The organism is Bradyrhizobium sp. (genome assembly GCF_036009065.1).
In the GTDB taxonomy this organism is placed as follows: Bacteria; Pseudomonadota; Alphaproteobacteria; order Rhizobiales; family Xanthobacteraceae; genus Bradyrhizobium.
On the sequence record NZ_DASYMN010000424.1, the window covers coordinates 1 to 17215 of the forward strand.

19 protein-coding genes are annotated in these 17215 nt (G+C 64.7%); 6 read left to right on the top strand and 13 right to left on the bottom strand.

The annotated features are described in order from the left end of the window. Window positions 1-351: 351 nt before the first annotated feature. On the bottom strand, window positions 352-1464 hold the full coding sequence (locus VGP39_RS25350) for a DUF2778 domain-containing protein (RefSeq protein ID WP_327570835.1): 1113 nt from the start codon (window positions 1462-1464) through the stop codon (window positions 352-354). Between the two features lie 362 nt (window positions 1465-1826). After that, window positions 1827-2639, bottom strand: a complete 813-nt coding sequence (locus VGP39_RS25355; protein WP_327570836.1) for a transglutaminase family protein — start codon at window positions 2637-2639, stop codon at window positions 1827-1829. Between the two features lie 265 nt (window positions 2640-2904). Here VGP39_RS25355 and VGP39_RS25360 point away from each other — a divergent pair, with 265 nt between their 5' ends. From VGP39_RS25360 to VGP39_RS25370, 3 genes are all read left to right on the top strand, one after another. Then, window positions 2905-3168, top strand: a complete 264-nt coding sequence (locus VGP39_RS25360; RefSeq protein ID WP_327570837.1) for a hypothetical protein — start codon at window positions 2905-2907, stop codon at window positions 3166-3168. Next, window positions 3165-3461 (top strand): hypothetical protein, encoded by a 297-nt coding sequence (locus tag VGP39_RS25365; protein WP_327570838.1) that lies wholly within the window; start codon window positions 3165-3167, stop codon window positions 3459-3461. Before VGP39_RS25360 ends, VGP39_RS25365 begins: the two co-directional genes overlap by 4 nt. Before the next feature lie 83 nt (window positions 3462-3544). Beyond that, the gene (locus tag VGP39_RS25370) at window positions 3545-3724 is read left to right on the top strand and encodes a hypothetical protein (protein ID WP_327570839.1); all 180 of its coding nucleotides are present in this window, start codon (window positions 3545-3547) and stop codon (window positions 3722-3724) included. A gap of 116 nt (window positions 3725-3840) precedes the next feature. Here the strand turns inward: VGP39_RS25370 and VGP39_RS25375 are convergent, their stop codons facing one another. Further along, window positions 3841-5343: a glycosyltransferase family 39 protein gene (locus tag VGP39_RS25375; RefSeq protein ID WP_327570840.1), complete on the bottom strand. Its 1503-nt coding sequence runs from the start codon at window positions 5341-5343 to the stop codon at window positions 3841-3843. A gap of 7 nt (window positions 5344-5350) precedes the next feature. Beyond that, window positions 5351-6475, bottom strand: a complete 1125-nt coding sequence (locus tag VGP39_RS25380; RefSeq protein WP_327570841.1) for a glycosyltransferase family 2 protein — start codon at window positions 6473-6475, stop codon at window positions 5351-5353. A gap of 243 nt (window positions 6476-6718) precedes the next feature. Between VGP39_RS25380 and VGP39_RS25385 the strand changes: the two genes are divergently transcribed. Beyond that, a complete protein-coding gene (locus VGP39_RS25385; RefSeq protein ID WP_327570842.1) occupies window positions 6719-7522 on the top strand; it encodes a DUF72 domain-containing protein in 804 nt (267 codons plus the stop codon). A gap of 182 nt (window positions 7523-7704) precedes the next feature. On the opposite strand, the gene VGP39_RS25390 is transcribed toward VGP39_RS25385, so the two are convergent. Next, on the bottom strand, window positions 7705-8682 hold the full coding sequence (locus tag VGP39_RS25390) for a tripartite tricarboxylate transporter substrate binding protein (RefSeq protein WP_327570843.1): 978 nt from the start codon (window positions 8680-8682) through the stop codon (window positions 7705-7707). A gap of 105 nt (window positions 8683-8787) precedes the next feature. Between VGP39_RS25390 and VGP39_RS25395 the strand changes: the two genes are divergently transcribed. After that, a complete protein-coding gene (locus VGP39_RS25395) occupies window positions 8788-9249 on the top strand; it encodes a DUF488 domain-containing protein (protein ID WP_327570844.1) in 462 nt (153 codons plus the stop codon). Window positions 9250-9352: 103 nt separating this feature from the next. After that, the gene (gene bcsS / locus VGP39_RS25400) at window positions 9353-10108 is read left to right on the top strand and encodes a cellulose biosynthesis protein BcsS (protein WP_327570845.1); all 756 of its coding nucleotides are present in this window, start codon (window positions 9353-9355) and stop codon (window positions 10106-10108) included. A 318-nt stretch (window positions 10109-10426) separates the two neighbouring features. On the opposite strand, the gene VGP39_RS25405 is transcribed toward bcsS, so the two are convergent. The 8 genes from VGP39_RS25405 to VGP39_RS25440 all read right to left on the bottom strand — a co-directional run. Further along, window positions 10427-10837, bottom strand: coding sequence for a DUF2000 family protein (locus VGP39_RS25405; RefSeq protein WP_327570846.1), 411 nt, complete (start codon window positions 10835-10837; stop codon window positions 10427-10429). Window positions 10838-10981: 144 nt separating this feature from the next. Further along, window positions 10982-11353 (bottom strand): DUF4189 domain-containing protein, encoded by a 372-nt coding sequence (locus VGP39_RS25410; RefSeq protein ID WP_414644806.1) that lies wholly within the window; start codon window positions 11351-11353, stop codon window positions 10982-10984. Window positions 11354-11557: 204 nt separating this feature from the next. Beyond that, the gene (locus VGP39_RS25415; protein ID WP_327570847.1) at window positions 11558-13168 is read right to left on the bottom strand and encodes a molybdopterin-binding/glycosyltransferase family 2 protein; all 1611 of its coding nucleotides are present in this window, start codon (window positions 13166-13168) and stop codon (window positions 11558-11560) included. Continuing rightward, complete coding sequence (locus VGP39_RS25420) at window positions 13165-13857, bottom strand: XdhC family protein (RefSeq protein WP_327570848.1); 693 nt, start codon at window positions 13855-13857, stop codon at window positions 13165-13167. Before VGP39_RS25420 ends, VGP39_RS25415 begins: the two co-directional genes overlap by 4 nt. Beyond that, entirely contained in the window at window positions 13854-14183 is a 330-nt protein-coding gene (locus tag VGP39_RS25425) for an XdhC family protein (RefSeq protein WP_079543614.1), read from the bottom strand. Before VGP39_RS25425 ends, VGP39_RS25420 begins: the two co-directional genes overlap by 4 nt. A 10-nt stretch (window positions 14184-14193) precedes the next feature. Further along, on the bottom strand, window positions 14194-15390 hold the full coding sequence (locus VGP39_RS25430; protein ID WP_327570849.1) for a VWA domain-containing protein: 1197 nt from the start codon (window positions 15388-15390) through the stop codon (window positions 14194-14196). Between the two features lie 177 nt (window positions 15391-15567). Further along, entirely contained in the window at window positions 15568-16476 is a 909-nt protein-coding gene (locus VGP39_RS25435) for a MoxR family ATPase (RefSeq protein ID WP_327570850.1), read from the bottom strand. A gap of 37 nt (window positions 16477-16513) precedes the next feature. Continuing rightward, the coding region (locus tag VGP39_RS25440) for a xanthine dehydrogenase family protein subunit M (RefSeq protein WP_327570851.1) at window positions 16514-17215 on the bottom strand (702 nt) is incomplete at its 5' end.

Below are 17215 nucleotides of genomic sequence, written 5' to 3' on the forward strand. Positions count from 1 at the left end.
GATCGTGGCGCAAGCCTCTCCTCGTGCCGGAAGCACGGCCCCAGGGACAGAAATCGCTGCGACGGAGCGTCCGAAAGGCGCTTTTGTTACTACCAAGGCGCGTCGTTCGGCGCTCCGTCTCCCCTCAAAGTCGAGGGGAGAAAACTAAAAGCCCAACTCGCGCGGCGGCGCGGGAACGCAAGCGCTTGGCTGTTTGAATCTTTATAATCAGAAATTTGAGAACAACGCCGCAACATACTCTGCGTCATACGCGGGCTTGACCCGCGTATCCATCACTCTTCGAAACGACTCTTGCGAAGAGGATGGATTGCCGGGTCAAGCCCGGCAATGACGAAGGCGGAGGTTGCTACGTCACTCCACGCGCGCCACCACCGCCAGCCGCTTGATCCCGCCGTTCCGGTAGGCATTCAGGAACGCATAATAATCCTTGAACGAGACGCAGCCGTTGGAATCGCCGTTCGGGCCGAGCATGTAGGTGTGGGCCAAGAGGCCGGTGCGGCCGAAGATCGCCTGCTCGCCCCCGACCGGTTTCAAGCGCAGCGCCGGCACGCCGTGAAACAGCGCCTCGCGGGGGCTAAGGTCGTAGACATGCGGCGGCGTGGCCCCGTGCATCTTGACATGGACGTAGCGCGGATCGTCGAGTTTTGTGCCGAGGCCCGAATGCGCTTCCAGTTTTGTGCCGTCGGGCAGGTAAACCGTGCGCGCGGAGATGTCGTACACCGCGGTCTCGCGGTCGTAGGGCGCGGCGTTACCCATCGGACTGGCCTTTGCAGGGCCGGGAATGCCGACATCGCTAAAATCCGCGGACGCGAAGGCCAGCAACGGCGGCTTCGACGGCGGCTTGCCGTAGAGCTTTTCGAAGATGCTGGGTTTCTCGGCCGACGTGACCGCCATGATCGCCGCTTTGGCCTTTGCGACCTCGCGGCTGGCGAGCAATCGCAGCGTGGAAGGCCGCGACGCCGGCAATGGCACGCTGTCCGCGGCGCGTTGCGGCAGCAGCGCCGGAGCAACGTCCTGCGCGCCCGATGGATCCGGCGCCAGCATCGCCAAGTGGCGATCTGGGCCGCGCGGCATCGTCGCCGAAAACGATCCGGGCGGCGGTCCCAGCGAATAGGTCACGTCGAGCAGCGCCATATAGGTCTTGCGGATGGAGTCCGACGCTTGTCGCGCCGCGGGCGCTGACTTCCGCACCACGCTGACGCCCTCCGGCGCGGCGCCGAGCGCATCGAAGCGCGCGCTGAACGTCAGCCGTTCGACGCCGCCAGTAACGGCCTCCACGTTGGCGCTGACTGCAGCGGGATCAGCGCCGGTTCCCAAAAAAACATGGGCAGTCAGTATCCAGGCGGAACCCAGCACGAGACACGCGATGGCCGCGCCGCCGAAGGCGCTTTGCGAGACGCTTTTCCGGGAAGAATTTTGTTGATCGCAGGCCGTGAAATCGTGACGCGCACCAATGTAAGTCATTCGCCTCGCGTCCAGAATGATTCCACTTTGTTCCTCGTGACCGAGAGCGTTGCGCCACGGAACATAAAGTTCCGCCGCAGCATCTCGCAGAGGCGCGGAGCGTCATTAAGGCGACTTTTAGTTAAATGCGGATTAAGTGCGGGCGGATCTAAGGCGGATGGAACAAGCGCGAAATGGATGTTGGAACGGACCTCGTTCAGTATGCTTAATTTAGCATTTCAATCGGGTCCCGGACGCGGTGCAGCGTTCTTCACGCTGCTCCGCAGAGCCGGGACCGTCACGAGTACAGCGCTCTGTTACGGCCCCGGCTCTGCAGCGCACCGCTCCGCAAGTGCTGCGCGCTGCGCTGCGTCCGGGGAACGCTACCCTTCACTCACCTCATCGGTCCACACCGTAAAACTCACCAGCGTGTTGAGCCCAAACGTCTGCGTGATCGGCACGTCGGAGGCGTCGCGGCCTTGCGCGATCAGCACGCGGCCGATGCGCGGGATGTTGTTGCGCGCGTCGAAGGTGTGCCAGCGGCCGCCGATATAGGCTTCGAACCAGCCGGCAAAATCTCCGGCGGCCCAGGGCGTGGGCATGCCGATGTCGCCGAGATAGCCGGTGCAATAGCGCGCCGGAATGTTCATGCAGCGGCAGAAGGCGATGGCGAGATGGGCATAGTCGCGGCAGACGCCCTTGCCCTCGTTAAAGACTTCCCACGCCGTCATGGTCGGTCGCGCGTGCTCATAGCCGAACGCAATATGGTTGTGCACGAAATCGCAGATCGCCTGCACCCGCGGCCATCCCGGCGTCGTTCGCTCGAACAGCTTCCATGCGTCATCGGAGAGCCGGTCGGTTTCGCAGTAACGGCTGCCGAGCAGATAGACCAGGGTATCCGCCGGCAGGTCTTCCACCGCGTGCTGGATGGCGGAAGGCACGACCGGGTCCGGCAGCCCGCTGTCGCGCACCATCCCGTCGGCCTTCAGCCGCATGCGGCCGGCGGGCGCCACGATGCGGCTGCACCAATTGCCAAAACCGTCGCGATAGGGCGTGATCGGCACCGACGGGCTGGTGGTCAGGTAATCCGGTACGATGACGTCGGAGGCGCGGGTGAAATGCGTGCCCAGCACCATGATCATCGGGGTCGGTTGCGGAAAGTCGTAAATTATCTCGTACCCGACGCGAATTTTCATGCGGCAATTCCCGGTCGGGCGTGTGATGGACAAAACTCAGGGCGGCCCGCGCGATTTGGCGCGGCCGGTGCTGCTCAAATAGTTTGAAGCTTTCACGCCAGATGGCAACGGAGGTCGTCGAATACAAGGCAACGACTGCCTTATTCGATCGAATGAGGCCGTTTCGCGAGAAAGCGATGGCTAATCGGGCGGAAAGAGCGCAGGGTCACTTTATGTTCCACCACGCGCGATTCCAGTTGCTGCAGATCAATGCAGGCAGCCGATCATGACCATGCGCTCGCGGCGTGAAACCATCACCTTCCGGCATCCGTTCCGGATCAAGGGCATCGACCGCCTGCTCTCGGCGGGCGCGTATGAGATCATCACCGACGAGGAGATGATCGAGGGATTGTCGTTCGCCTCGTTCCGCCGCGTCGCCACCATGATCATGGTGCCGGGAGCAGCACCCCGCGCCTCGTCGATGGAGATGATTTCCATCAGTGCAATTGACCTCACCGATGCGCAGCGCGATGACGCGAACGTCGCATGACTGACATCCCGGTCGATCTCGACAAGCATCGCGGCATGAAGTCGCAAAAAGCCACCGACATCAGGCGCGTGCTGGCGGAGGTCGAGGCCAACGCCAAGATACAGCGCGACCGGCAGGGCATTCTCGAAAGCCAGTTGCTTTCGACACCGGCAGCGTCATGGCCGGAAGCCGCCGCGAAGGCGCGGTATGTTTTGAACCTGTATGCCGCCGGCCTCGCGCCAACGGACACCCATCACCGCGATCTCGTCGCCGCCGTGCTGGCGGACTTTGCCCGGCTTTCTCATGAGAGCTGACCGAAAATAGTTTTCCTCCGCAACCCGAAAATCTCACCCCGCGCTCGATGCGCAATCGAGCGCTTCAAACCTGAAAGCATCCCATGCAAAATCTCTCCCCGCGTCATGTCAAAACCGAAGAGTCGCTGCGTCTCGGCGTGGAGTCCGGCTGGTACAGCACCAAGGTCAGCGGCACCTTCGTCACTGGCCCGCATGCCACCGAAGCGGATTGCCGCGGAAAAATCCTGGAGCTCAACCCGCCGCCGGCAAAGCGCAAGTTCTGAAGGTACAAAATCAGCGTCATACGCGGGCTTGACCCGCGTATCCATCAATCTTCGCAAGAGTCTTTCGAAGACGATGGATTGCCGGGTCAAGCCCGGCAATGACGCAGTTGTCGGAGCTACTTCCCCAGTTCCGGCGGCGGCGCGCGGTCGAACACGTCGCCCTTGGGCCCTTCGAGCACGTCGAGCTCGATAGTCTCGATCAGCAGCGGCCCGCGCTTGCGCTTCAGCTCGGCGACTTTCTCCACCCGGGCAAAATCCTTTTTGAGCAGCGGCTGGTCCTCCCTCGCCTCGTCGACATACAGCAGTTTTCCTTTGAGCGACGCGGGATCCGGCTCGGGCATATTGACCCAACGGAAACGCTGGCCGCGTTGCGCCACGCAGGTTCCCTTCGGCAGATAGAATGCAAGCCAGCTGGTGGTGCCGTAATCCAGCGCGAGCACGCAACTAGCGCCCTCGCGCGCGCGGACGGTTTCGATCTCGCCGGCAAGCTCGCGCCAGCCGATGCCGACGCTGCGCACGCTGGCGTCGCGGCGATAGGCTGAGAGCACGCCGGTGTTGGCCTGCAGGATCACCAGCGCGAATATCAGGATGCCCGAGGGTGCGGCCCAGCGCAGGCAGAAATCGATCGCGCGCTGCGCGCGGCTGCCCCATTGCGTGAGATTGGCGGCGACGGCAGCGGCGATGGCGAAGGCCGGATAGACCGGGCCGAACCAGTTGGCCTCGACGCGGCTGTGCAGCGAATGCCAGACAAAATACAGCGTGATGGTCCAGAACATCGAATTGATCAGCGCGCGCGCGGCGGACGCGCCGGCCTTGCGCTTCCAGAAGGCGTACAATCCCATCGCGCCGAGGATGAACACCAGCGGCGTTGCGAACGCGATCTGGGTCGGGATCAGCTCGCCGATATAGCGCAGCGTAAAATCCTCGATTTTCGCGCGGCCGAGTTGCTTGATGAAGGAGATCCACGCATGATCGGCGTTCCACAAAATTACCGGCGAAAAAATCGCGAAGGCGACGATGCCGCCGAGATACGGCCACGGCGACATCAGCCAGCGCCGCAGTTTCGGCACCGCGACCAGCCAGATCAGGATCGCGGGTCCGAAAAACAGCGCAGTGTATTTCGACAGCAGCGCGGCGCCGACCGCGACGCCGGCCGCGAGCCACCAGGCGCCGCGTCCTGTCTCCAAAACCTTGGCAAGACAAAACAGCACAAAACTGGAGGCCACCAGCAGCGGCGCATCCGGGGTGACGATCATCGTGCCGACCGCCGCCATCAGCGTGACGTTGAGCAGGATGGTTGCGGTCGCCGCCACCCGCCGGCCGCCGAACAAGATCTCCGCGCTGCGATACACCGCAAAACTCATCGGCAGCGCCAGCAGGATCGACACCAACCGCACGCCGAGCTCGGTATCGCCCGCAATCAGCGTGCCGAGCCGGATCAGGACCGCGACACCAGGCGGATGGTCGTAATAGCCGCCGGCGAGATGTTTTGACCAGGTCCAGTAATAGGCTTCGTCGAAGGTCAGCGGCGTGTACGCCGCGGAGACCAGCCGCAACACCACCAGCGCCAATACCGTGCCAGCCGTGTTGCGGACGAGCCGCGCCTCGTTCGCACTCATTGGAACATCATCGCCTGCGCCAGACGAACAGGCCGGACATGGCGTAGTTCCACACCACGCCCATCAGCGCGCCGGCGGCGCCCGCCAGCCACCAGATCGGCTCCTGGTCGTAGACCGAGAACGCCACGCCGACATTGGCGATCAGCCCGACGCTGCAGACGAGATAGAACAGCAGTAGCCCGCGCAGAATCCCAAGCCCCTGCAGCCGCTGGTCGCGGTAGGTCAAGAAATTGTTGAGCAGGAAATTGCTGGTCATGGCGAGCAGCGCGCCGCAGGCCTGCGCCTCGGGAAACGGCACGTTGAATACTTCCAGCGCGACAAACAGCGCCACCAGATGCACCAACAGGCCGAGCGAGCCGACCATCGCGAACAGCAGAAAGCGCAGCGACACCACGTCGCCGGTCAATTTGGCCAGCACCAGCCCAAGGAAATCCAGCGCCACCATGGAATCGAGCTTGCTCTCGCCATGCAGGCGCGAGCCGAAGCTGTAGGGAATTTCCTTGATGCGCAGGCTGCCGCGCGCGGTGGCGACGATATCGAGCAGGATCTTGAAGCCTTGGGTGGAGAGCTGCGGCGCCAGTTGCTCAAAACGGTCGCGGCGGATCATGAAGAAGCCGCTCATCGGGTCGGCGATCTCCACCCGCAGCACGCGTTTTGCAACTTCGGTGGCCAGCATGCTGGCGCCTGCGCGCTGCTTGTCAAAACTGTCGGCGCTGCCGCCTTCCACATAACGGCTGCCGACCACGAGGTCGGCCTCGCCGCCCTGCAGCAGCGCCAGCATTTTCGGCAGCTGGGTTTCGTCGTGCTGCAGGTCGGCATCGATTACCGCGGCGCAGGGCGCGCTCGACGCCAGGATGCCCTCGATGCAGGCGCCGGACAGCCCGCGCCGCCCGATCCGCCGGATGCAGCGCACCCGCGAATCCTCCCGCGCCAGCGCGCGCACCACGTCCCAAGTCCCGTCAGGCGAATTGTCATCGACATAGATGACTTCCCAGGCGCGGCCGGCCAGCGCCACCTCCAGCTTGCGGAACAGGGCGACGACGTTGTCGCGCTCGTTGAAGGTGGGGACGACGACCGACAATTCCGGCGTCACCACTGCGGTCCCCTGCCCCGGTCTGATGGCTTCATTCATGCGCCAGCGTATATCGCCGGCACCTGATGATGCCAAGCCGCAGCGGCCAAAAGACCGGGGTCGAAGGGGTAAAACGGGCCAAAAGTGCCCCAAAAATGCCAACGACCACGAACAACAGGCGCGCGTACATCCGGCGCAGCCTAATCATTCCGTGGTCGTCCCAGCACCGGAGCTATGAAGCATCGACGGCGCCGTTGTAAGCTACATAGGAACGATCGAGAGGTTTGACAAGAGGGTATCCAAATGGCGGGCAAGTCCAGCCACATCTACATCGGCATCGGCGGCTGGACCTTCGAGCCGTGGCGCGGGGTGTTTTATCCGGAGAAACTCACGCAGGCGAATGAGCTTAGCTATGCCGCCTCAAAGCTGACCTCGATCGAGATCAACGGCACCTATTACGGCTCGCAGAAGCCGGAGAGTTTTCGGAAATGGGCGCGCGAGGTGCCGGACGGATTTGTGTTTTCGCTGAAGGGGCCGCGCTTCGCCACCAACAGAAAGGTTCTCGCGGAGGCCGGGGATTCGATCAAGCGGTTTTACGATTCCGGCGTGCTGGAGTTGAAGGACCGGCTCGGTCCGGTGCTGTGGCAGTTCGCGCCGACGAAAAAATTCGACGAGGCCGATTTCGGCAAATTTTTGGAGCTGCTGCCGCGCAATCTGGAGGGGCGCGCGCTACGCCATGTGGTCGAGGTGCGCAACGACAGTTTTTGCAATCCCGATTTCATCGCGCTGCTGCGCAAATTCGAGACGCCGGTGGTTTACGCGGAGCACGGCAAATATCCCGCGATCGCAGACGTGGTCAGCAATTTCGTCTATGCGCGGCTGCAGAAGGGCGATGACAACTTGAAGACCTGCTATCCGCCGAAGGCGCTGGATGCCTGGTCAAAACGGTTTCAGACCTGGGCCGGGGGCGGCGAGCCGGACGACCTGCCGCGCGTCGACACGACAAAACCGAAGAAGGTGCCGCGCGACGTGTTCGCCTATGTCATCCATGAGGGCAAGCTGCGCGCGCCGGCCGGCGCGATGGAATTGATCGCGCGGGTGAAATAGATGAACCGGGTTGAAGCGGAGCGATTGCTCTTACCTCTCCCGCAGGGGAGAGGTCGAAGCCGGAGCGCAGCGCAGGCTTCGGGTGAGGGGTCTCTCCCCGCCCCCGGACTCGCGGATGGGCCCTCACCCGCCGCGCATCTGGCGATGCGCGTCGACCTCTCCTCTGCGGGGAGAGGTGAAGGTCAATCCAGCTTGATGCCGGTCTCGCGGATCAGCCTCGTCCAGCTCTCGTATTCGGATGCGACGAAGGCCTCGAGCTTGTCTTCCGACAGGTCCCACGCCTCGCCGCCGCTCTTCTCAAAGCGTTCCTTGAGGTCGGGCAATGCGGCGCGAATTTCCCGGCGCAGTTTTGCAATCGCCTCCGGCGGGGTTTTTGCCGGCGCAAAGATGCCGAGCCAGGAATCGACGTCGAGGCCGGGCACGCCGGCCTCCGACATCGTCGGCACCTCCGGCGCAAGCGCACTGCGCTTCGACGACAGCACGGCGATGCCCCTGGCCTGCCCCGACTGCACGTAGGGAAGCCCGGCCGCGATCGAGTCGAAGAACAGGTCGACACGCCCCGCGAGCAGATCGGTAAACGCCGGCGGCGAGCCCTTGTAAGGCACTTCCAGCAGTTTGAGGCCCGCGGCCTTCATGAACGCGGCGGCCACCAGTTGCTGGCCGGTGCCGACGCCCGCGGTCGCCACCGTAATCGAGCCCGGATTTGCCTTTGCCGCCGCGACGATGTCCTGCAGCGTCGCTTGCGGCAACTCCTTGCGGGCGACCATCACGTAGCCGAACTTGTAGACCAGCGCGACCGGGGTAAAATCCTGGCGCGGGTCGTAACCGAGCTTGGAATACAGCGCCGAATTGAACGCCATGTTGGAGAGCCCGCCGACCAGCAGCGTATAGCCGTCCGCCTCGCTTTGCGCCGCGGCTGCGGTGCCGACGACGGTGCCCGCGCCGGGCTTGTTCTCGACAAAGAAGGCTTGGCCGGTGCGTTTCGACAACGCGTCGGCTAGCGTGCGCCCGACCAGATCGTAGCTGCCGCCGGGGCCGATCGGGACGATGATTTTTACCGGGCGGTTGGGATAGGCGGTCTGCGCCTGCGCCGCGGCAGTGCCGAAAACCAGCGCCACAAACGCGGCCGTCCACGCCAACACGCGATAAATTCGAACCATCGACCTCTCCACGGCGCGACCGGCGACAGCCGGCACTTCTTCGCAGGCTGACTATGCGGTATACCGCGAAGGGCGGCAACGCGCAGATCAGGCTTCAACATTGACATGGCACGCACCAAAAAGCTCTTCACCATCGGCTATGAGCAGACGCCGCCTCGGGCGGTGCTCGACGAACTGGAAAGCGCCGGCGTAAAACTGCTGGTGGATGTGCGCGCGGTGGTCTCCTCACGCCGCCCGGGGTTTTCCAAGAACCAGCTCGCCGCCGCTCTGGACGAGCGCGGCATTTCCTACATTCACATGAAGGGGCTGGGCACGCCGACGGAAGGCCGCCTCGCCGCGCGCAGCGGCGACCTGAAGACCCTGGAGCGCATCTACGCAAAGCACCTGAAAACGCCGCAGGCAAAAGAAGCGCTCGACGAGTTGTCGTCGCTGGTCAAGAAGGCGGGGCCGGTCTGCCTGCTCTGCTACGAGCGCGATCACGCGCACTGCCACCGCAAATGGGTCGCGGAGATCATCGAAGACCGCGGCGGCGTGACAACCGAACATCTGCTGCCGTCGCAACTCTGAGTACGCGTCGTACGATCGCTCTCCTATCCTGCGCTAGACGCCCCTGCGCCCATCCACTTTAATTTCATCCTTGGCCGCGGTGGTGCGTTGGGGTTGGGCTCCCATGCGTTGGGGTGTTGCGTTGCGCGCGTGTTGGGTCGCCGCGGCCGTGCTGGCCTGCGGCAGCCGCGCGCTGGCGCAGGCCCTCGAGCCGGATCCGCCGCCATCCGATGGCCTGCGCGGGGGGACCAACGTCGAGCGCGGCCTGCTCTATGCCGGCTTCGACATCTGGCGTTTCGGCCGCGCCGCTTACGGCGGCTTCTACTGGGCTCCGGACGGCCTGAACAATGATGGATTTATCACGCGCTTGTTCGTCTCCCGCGGCGTCGAGCGCTACGACGCCGGCTCGAGACGCTTCACTACCGACATCATTCGCGCCGCGCCGCTGGCGGGCTGGCGGTTCAGCCAAGGCACGCTTGAACTGAAGATGTTTGCAGGTCCCGAGCTGGAAAGCCGCACGCCAACGCCGGACGTCCCCACCGCGGCATATCGCGGCACCCATATTGGCGCCCGCGCCGCGGCCGAATTGTGGTGGGAGCCGATGCCGGACATGATGCTGACGTCGGCATTTTCCGCATCGACCAATGCGACCAGCCACAGCGCACGCGCCGCCGCCGGCTGGCGTGTGCTCGATCGGCTCTGGGCAGGCCCGGAGATTTCAGCATCGAGCGACGACTTCAGCACGCAGGTTCGCATCGGCGGGCATCTGACGGGATTTAGGCTTGGCGCGCTCGAATGGTCCGCCGCCATTGGCTATCTCACCGACAGCTATCATCGCGGCGGCATCTACGGACGCATCGGTGTGTTGACGCGGCAGTAGCTTATCCCGTGTCCCGGGCGCGATGCAGCGCGCAGCTCTTGCGAAGCGCTGCTTCGCAGAACCGGGACCCCGGTTACAGCCTCAGCAAGCTGGGCCCCGGCTCTGCAGCGCACCACGCCGCGAAGGGCGGCGCGCTGCGCTGCGTCCGGGGCACGATACAGAGCTACCCCAATTTCCACACCGCGGCTCATCGTAGCCTTTGATCGGCACCGCGCCGGGCGACACGGCGTCGCCGCAGGTTTCGCAGAGTGCTCCGCGCCGACCATTGGCTCGCAATGACGGCGTGACGCGCGGCTTATGGCGCTCGTCGGCACCCATTCAGCTATGAAACTTCAGCCCATCGACGACCTTGTCGATCACCTTGCGCTCTGCACGCATGGCCAGCCCCACCAGATTGAGATCGGCGCGCGCCACGGCCTTGACCGCGGTGCGGTTGGCGGCGTCGTGGGTGGTCTTGAACATCTCTTCGGTATAGACGGCCGGTTTGACGCCCCTTGCCAGCGCCCGCTCCAGCGCGCGAGTCAATGCGGCGCGGTCGGCGCCATAAATCAGGATCGGCTGCCCGACCAGCGACAGATATTTCGTGCCTGAACCGTCCTCGTAGGGCTCGCCGACGCATTCCGGAAACGACGCCGAAATGCCGCCGGCGAGGAACGCCGCGACGTTGAGCTGCTGCCACGGCTCAAGGTCGGTCCGGATCACGACTGCGATCTTGGTATCGAATTGCATGGGATATTCCCTTAGTCATTCCGGGATGCGCCACTTGGCGCAGGCCCGGAATCCATACTCCCTGTGATGAAGTTTGGATGCTGAACGCGAATACCGGCGTTATGAATTCCGGGCTCGCGCGAAGACGCGCGCCCCGGAATGACGTCACCCCTTGGCGTCGCAGGCCCAGGCGCGGATCACGCATTCCTTGCCGCCGAAGTCGTAGCATTTTTTGGTCGCGGCGTTCAGCGACGTGGAGATCTGCGGCTTGACCGCGTAGCCATGGGCCCCGCACGGATTGGTCATGTCGACGGCAAACGCCGCGCAGGCCCGTTTCATGGTCACCGTGGTGCATTGGCCTTTGCACTGCTTGCGGGCGGCGGCGAGCGCGGCAGGCTCGGCCGGATAGTCGATGGCCTGGCCATAGGCGCCGCATTTGCCGACGGCGAACGCGCCGGCGGCCTGCGACGGACCGGCCAGTGCAAAAAACAAGGCAACAGCAAAAATCGCGCGGCGCGCGAACCCAAGAACCGTCAAAAGCCCCTCCCCCGAGGTGATGCGGGGAGCAAATTACCCGAGGGGCGTTTCAAACTGGTGAACGCCCTCCTTCGTCATTCCGGGGCGGAGCGAAGCGAGCGAGCCCGGAATCCATAACCCCTGCGCTCTCGTTCAGCCAGGACACCGGCACAGGGAGTATGGATTCCGGGCCCGCGCCAAGAGGCGCGTCCCGGAATGACAGAACTACGTCGGCGCCAGCCGCGCCGCTTCCAGCGCCTGGGGGGTGTCGATATCGAGGAAGGCGCCGTGGCCCTCCACGGGCACTTCGGCTACCGCCTCGCCGTGCTTGGCGATCAGGTGCCGGGCGCCGATATCGCCGTCGAGCGTCATTAATTCGTTGAAGAACCGGCGCGACCACAGCACCGGGTTGCCGCGCCGGCCGTCGCTGACGGGCAGCGCGATCAGCCCGCCTCGATCGGGCGCAAAGGCCTCGATCAACCGGTCGATCAGATGCGCATCGATCAGCGGCATGTCGCCGAGGCAGACCACGGCGGCGTCGGCCGCGTCGGGGACCGCCGATATCCCCGCCTTGACCGAACTCGCCAACCCCTCGGCAAAATCGGGATTGCGAACGAATTTCACTTTGAGACCTTGCAGCGACTTCTCGACTTCGGCGGCCTGGTGCCCGGTCACCACGATGACATCGGAAGCTTTCGAGGCCAGCGCCTGCTCGGCGACGATGCGGACCAGCGTCTTGCCGCCGAGTTCGGCCAGCAGCTTGTTGGGCCCGCCCATCCGGGTCGAGCGCCCTGCGGCAAGAATCACCGCGGCGACGTTGCGGTTGCCGTCGGCGCCGACCGGCACGCGCGGTTGCGGCCGGGTCACGATCTCCATCAGCAGGCCGCCGACGCCCATGCCCGTGAGATCCGCGCGCGTCACCTTCAGGCCCGCGAGCAGGCGCATCAGCACCCAGTCGAATCCGTTTTCCACCGGCGAGCGCGCGCAGCCCGGCGCGCCGAGCACCGGCACGCCGCCGGCCTTGCCGATCAGCAGGAGATTGCCGGGATCGACCGGCATCCCGAAATGCTCGATGGCGCCGCCGACATGCTCGATCGCCGCCGGAATGACGTCACGCCGGTCGGCGATGGCGGACGCGCCGAACACGATCACGAGCTCGGCGCCGAGCCCCAGCACTTGCTTGATCGACGCCGCCAGCGCGTCTTCATCATGCGGCACGCGGCGATCGGCGACGATGGCCGCGCCCGCTGGCGCGAGGCGCTCGGATGTGACGCGCAAGGTTTTCTCGATCACTTTTGGGGCCAGGCCCGGCAGCAAGGTGGAGACAATGCCGACGCGCTTGATGGTGTAAGGTGCGACCCGCATCGCGCTTGTGCCAGCCGCAACCACCGCCGCATCGCGCAGTTTCGCTTCGACGCCGAATGGGATCAGTTTCACGGTGGCGATCATCTCGCCTTCGACCACCGGCTTGAACGCAGCCAGCGTCGCGAAGGTGATGGCCTCATCGACGCCGTTGAGGCGGTCGACCGCCGCGCGATCCACCACCAGCACGCCGGCCCTGGCCGCGAACAGATTGGCCCGCCCGGTGAAAGCGCGCTCGACATTGACGCCGTCGCCGGCAACGGCCTGCGCGATGCTGGCAGCCGCGACGTCTTCCGACACATCGCCGTCCTCGAGCCGCACCACGACGATCTCCTTGACGCCGGCGCCGATCAGCGCCTCGACTTCCGCAGCGCCGATCGTGGTGCCCTTCTTCAGCACCAGCGATCCCTGCCGCAGGGTATGGACGGTGACGCCGCCGATGGCGTCCTTTGGGCTCGCGGGACCGAACTTCATGCCGCGCGCTCTTTGGGCAGCCGCAGCGTCGCGGTGATCTCGGCCATGATCGCGACCGCGATTTCCGACGGCGACACCGCACCGATGGCAAGGCCGATCGGCGCATGAATCCGCGCGATGTCGGCATCGGAAGCGCCTTGCGCCTTCAGCCGCTCGCCGCGCTTGGCATGGGTTTTCCGCGAGCCGAGCGCGCCGATGTAGAAGCAGTCACGTTCGAAGGCGTGCAGCAGGGCGGGATCGTCGATCTTGGGATCATGCGTCAACGCGGCGAATGCCGTGTAGTGATCGACCTTGAGCGGCGGCAGCGCCACGTCGGGCCAGTCGGCGAACAGCGGCACATCCGGAAAACGTTCCGGCGAGGCGAACGCGGTGCGCGGATCGACCACAACCACGTCATAGTCCAGCGAGCGCGCCAGCGGCACCAGCGCCTGGCTGATATGGACAGCGCCGATGATGACCAGGCGCGCGGTCGGCGCGTAGACATTGAGAAACAGCTTTTTGCCGCCGGCCTCGATCATGCCGCTCTTGCCCATGCGCAATTGCCTCGCGAGATCGGCGCCCAGCGGGTCGGCCGCAATATCCGCAGCCTTGACGATGCGCTGCTCGCCATTGGCGACGTCGGTGATCACGACCACCGGCCGCCGCGCGGTGCGCTCGGCGTTGACTTCGGAAAGCGTCGCAAGCTTCACGATTGGCCGACCTTCTCGACAAACACCCTTATGGTGCCGCCGCAGGACAGGCCGACATTCCACGCGGTCTCGTCGGCGACGCCGAACTCCAGCATCTTCGGCTGGCCGCTGGCGATCACGTCGAGCGCCTCGGTGACCACCGCGCCCTCGACGCAGCCGCCGGACACCGAACCCAGGAAGGTGCCGTCATCATTGATGACGAGGCTGGAGCCGGCGGGCCGCGGCGCCGAGCCCCAGGTCTCGACCACCGTGGCCAGCGCCACGCCGTGACCGGCCTTCTGCCAATCCTCAGCCGCTTTGAGAATATCTTCGTCGCGATTGAGCATGGGAGCCTCTTTATGCTGCGGGGCGGATCAGGCTGCGGTGGTGCGGCGTTGGCGAAGACAGCGCTTCGATCAGCCCCTCGATCGAACTCAAATTATGCACCGGGCGGAATTCGTCAACATGCGGCAGCATCATTTTGATGCCCAACGCCTTGGCCTCGAAGCCGCCGAACCGCAGCAGCGGATTGAGCCAGATCAGCCGGCGGCAGGAGCGGTGCAGCCGGTCCATCTCGAACGCCAGCCGCGCATCGGCCTCGCGCTCCAGCCCGTCCGAGATCAAGAGCACGATCGCGCCCTGCCCCAGCACGCGGCGGCCCCACAGCTTGTTGAAGCTGTGCAGCGAGGTCGCGATCCGCGTGCCGCCGGCCCAGTCCTCCACGCAAGACGAACAACTCGCCAATGCCTCGTCGGGATCGCGCGCCCGCAGCGCCCGCGTCACGTTGGTGAGCCGGGTGCCGAACAGGAACACCGAGACGCGTTTGCGCGCATCGGTAATGGCGTGGAGGAAATGCAGGAACAGTCGCGTGTATTCGCTCATCGAGCCGGAGATATCGAGCAGCGCCACAATCGGCGCCGGCTTGTCGATCAGGCCGAGCCGGCGGATGTCGACAATGTCGCCGCCGGTGCGCAAGGACCCGCGCAAGGTTCTGCGCAGATCTAGCCGTAACCCATGTGGATCGGGCTTATAGCGCCGGGTGCGCAATTCGGCCTGCGGCAATTTCATCTGCGCGATGGCGCGCGTGACCTGCGCAATCTCCGCCGCGCTCATCTGCGCAAAGTCTTTCTTCTGCAGCACTTCCTTGTCGGAGACCGCGAGCCGCAGCTCCTTCTCCTGCGCTTGCGGCGCTTCCGTCATCGATGGCTGCGACAGCGCCTCCTGGACCCGGCGCGAGGCCGGCCGCGGCTTCTTCTTGGCGTGCTCGGGCAGCGGGATCGAATCCAGCATGTGCTTCCAGTCTTCCGCAACGCGGAAGAACAGGTCAAAGGCCTGCGCGAAGATCAGCGCGTGCTCGTGACGCTTGACGAAGATCGATTCCAGCGTAGTGAAGACATCGGCGCGGTTGCCGATATCGATCACGCGCAACGCATTGAGCGCATCGATCACCGCGCCAGGCCCGACCGGAATGCCGGCGGCGCGCAGCGCGCGGGCAAAGCCGACGACGTTGTCCGCGATCAGGCCGGTGGGTGGATTGAGATGGTCGATGGGCATGGGCCCTTACACCTCACCACCGTCATCCTGAGGTGCTCGCCGCGCAGCGGCGAGCCTCGAAGGATCGGCCACAAGCACCCGTGGCGATCCTTCGAGACGCCGCGCAAGCGCGCGGCTCCTCAGGATGACGGATGAATGTGTGGCAAGAGCTAGTTGTGACAACAGCACCTTGGCCATTTAACTCTCGCTGGTGGCTTCCTTGAGAACCTTCTGCAGATTGTCGCCCTGCATCCGCGCGATGTCGTCCTGGTATTTCAAGAGCGCGCCCAGCGTGTCGCCGACCACCTGCGGGGTCAGTGAGCGGGCGTCGAGTTCGGTCAGCGCGGTGGCCCAGTCGATGGTCTCGGCGACGCCAGGGTTTTTGTAAAAATCCTGCTGGCGCAACGCCTGCACGAAGCCGACCACCTGCTGCGACAGTTTTGCGGAGATGCCGGGCACGCGCGACTTGACGATCGCAAGCTCGCGCTCGGCTGACGGGTAATCCACCCAGTGATACAGACAGCGCCGCTTCAGCGCGTCGTGGATTTCCCGGGTGCGGTTGGAGGTGACGATGACGATCGGCGGTTGAGGCGCCTTGACGGTGCCCAACTCCGGAATTGTCACCTGGAAATCGCTGAGGATTTCCAGCAAGTAAGCCTCGAACGCCTCGTCGGCGCGGTCGAGTTCGTCGATCAGCAGCACCGGCGCGCCGGCGGCGTCGTGCTCCAGCGCCTGCAAGAGCGGCCGCTTGATCAGATAGCGCTCGGCAAAGATGTCGCTGGAGAGCTGGTCACGGTCGGTATCGCCAGCCGCTTCCGCGAGGCGGATCGCGATCATCTGCGAGGCGCTGTTCCACTCGTAGACCGCGGAGGCGACATCGAGCCCTTCATAGCATTGCAGCCGGATCAGCTTGCGCCCCAGCGCCGCCGACAGCACTTTTGCGATCTCGGTCTTGCCGACGCCGGCTTCGCCTTCCAGAAACAGCGGCCGGCCCATGCGCAGCGACAGGTACACCACCGTCGCCAGCGAGCGATCGGCGAGATAGCCGCGCCGGTTAAGCATGTCGAGCGTCGCATCGACAGAAGTGGGCAGCGCCGATGCACTCATGAGAAACTCGATCTTGACGCCGCAAGAATTTGCAATGTCACGCCTTGCCGTTGGCGGCGTCGACGGCGCGGCGCGCCAGCACCGAGATCAGATGCGCGCGATATTCGGCGCTGCCGTGCAGGTCGCTGTTCAGCCCATCCGCGGGCACCGACAGGCCGTCGAGTACTTTCGAATTGAAACGCTTCTTCAGCGCTTCCTCGAAAGAGGTGACGCGGAACACGCCCTCCGCGCCCGCGCCGGTGACGGCGACGCGCACATCCGACGGACGCTTGGCGACGAACACGCCGACCAGCGCGTAGCGCGAGGCCTGGTTGCGGAATTTGATGTAGGCGGCCTTCTTCGGCAGCGGAAACATCACGCGGGTGATGATCTCGTCGCTCTCCAGCGCGGTGGTGAACAGGCCTTGAAAAAACTCTTCCGGCTTCAGGCGGCGCTTGTTGGTGACGATGGTGGCGCCGAGCGCGAGGCACGCCGCGGGATAATCGGCGGTCGGATCGTTGTTGGCGAGCGAGCCGCCGATGGTGCCTTTGTGACGCACCGCGGGATCGCCGATCAGGCCGGCGAGTTCAGCCAGCGCCGGGATCGCCTCGCCGACAACGGGTGAGCCCGCGACGTCGGCATGCCGCGCGGTGGCGCCGATCACCAGCGAGCGGCCCTTCATCTCGATGCCGCCGAGGCCTTCGATATGCGACAGGTCGACCAGATGCGGCGGGCTGGCGAGCCGCTGCTTCATGACGGG

Excerpts from the sequence above, each read along its gene's own strand:
- VGP39_RS25350 (WP_327570835.1), bottom strand. The coding sequence starts at position 1,464 with ATGACTTACATTGGTGCGCGTCACGATTTCACGGCCTGCGATCAACAA.
- VGP39_RS25355 (WP_327570836.1), bottom strand. The coding sequence starts at position 2,639 with ATGAAAATTCGCGTCGGGTACGAGATAATTTACGACTTTCCGCAACCG.
- VGP39_RS25360 (WP_327570837.1), top strand. The coding sequence starts at position 2,905 with ATGACCATGCGCTCGCGGCGTGAAACCATCACCTTCCGGCATCCGTTC.
- VGP39_RS25365 (WP_327570838.1), top strand. The coding sequence starts at position 3,165 with ATGACTGACATCCCGGTCGATCTCGACAAGCATCGCGGCATGAAGTCG.
- VGP39_RS25370 (WP_327570839.1), top strand. The coding sequence starts at position 3,545 with ATGCAAAATCTCTCCCCGCGTCATGTCAAAACCGAAGAGTCGCTGCGT.
- VGP39_RS25375 (WP_327570840.1), bottom strand. The coding sequence starts at position 5,343 with ATGAGTGCGAACGAGGCGCGGCTCGTCCGCAACACGGCTGGCACGGTA.
- VGP39_RS25380 (WP_327570841.1), bottom strand. The coding sequence starts at position 6,475 with ATGAATGAAGCCATCAGACCGGGGCAGGGGACCGCAGTGGTGACGCCG.
- VGP39_RS25385 (WP_327570842.1), top strand. The coding sequence starts at position 6,719 with ATGGCGGGCAAGTCCAGCCACATCTACATCGGCATCGGCGGCTGGACC.
- VGP39_RS25390 (WP_327570843.1), bottom strand. The coding sequence starts at position 8,682 with ATGGTTCGAATTTATCGCGTGTTGGCGTGGACGGCCGCGTTTGTGGCG.
- VGP39_RS25395 (WP_327570844.1), top strand. The coding sequence starts at position 8,788 with ATGGCACGCACCAAAAAGCTCTTCACCATCGGCTATGAGCAGACGCCG.
- bcsS (WP_327570845.1), top strand. The coding sequence starts at position 9,353 with ATGCGTTGGGGTGTTGCGTTGCGCGCGTGTTGGGTCGCCGCGGCCGTG.
- VGP39_RS25405 (WP_327570846.1), bottom strand. The coding sequence starts at position 10,837 with ATGCAATTCGATACCAAGATCGCAGTCGTGATCCGGACCGACCTTGAG.
- VGP39_RS25415 (WP_327570847.1), bottom strand. The coding sequence starts at position 13,168 with ATGAAGTTCGGTCCCGCGAGCCCAAAGGACGCCATCGGCGGCGTCACC.
- VGP39_RS25425 (WP_079543614.1), bottom strand. The coding sequence starts at position 14,183 with ATGCTCAATCGCGACGAAGATATTCTCAAAGCGGCTGAGGATTGGCAG.
- VGP39_RS25430 (WP_327570849.1), bottom strand. The coding sequence starts at position 15,390 with ATGCCCATCGACCATCTCAATCCACCCACCGGCCTGATCGCGGACAAC.
- VGP39_RS25435 (WP_327570850.1), bottom strand. The coding sequence starts at position 16,476 with ATGAGTGCATCGGCGCTGCCCACTTCTGTCGATGCGACGCTCGACATG.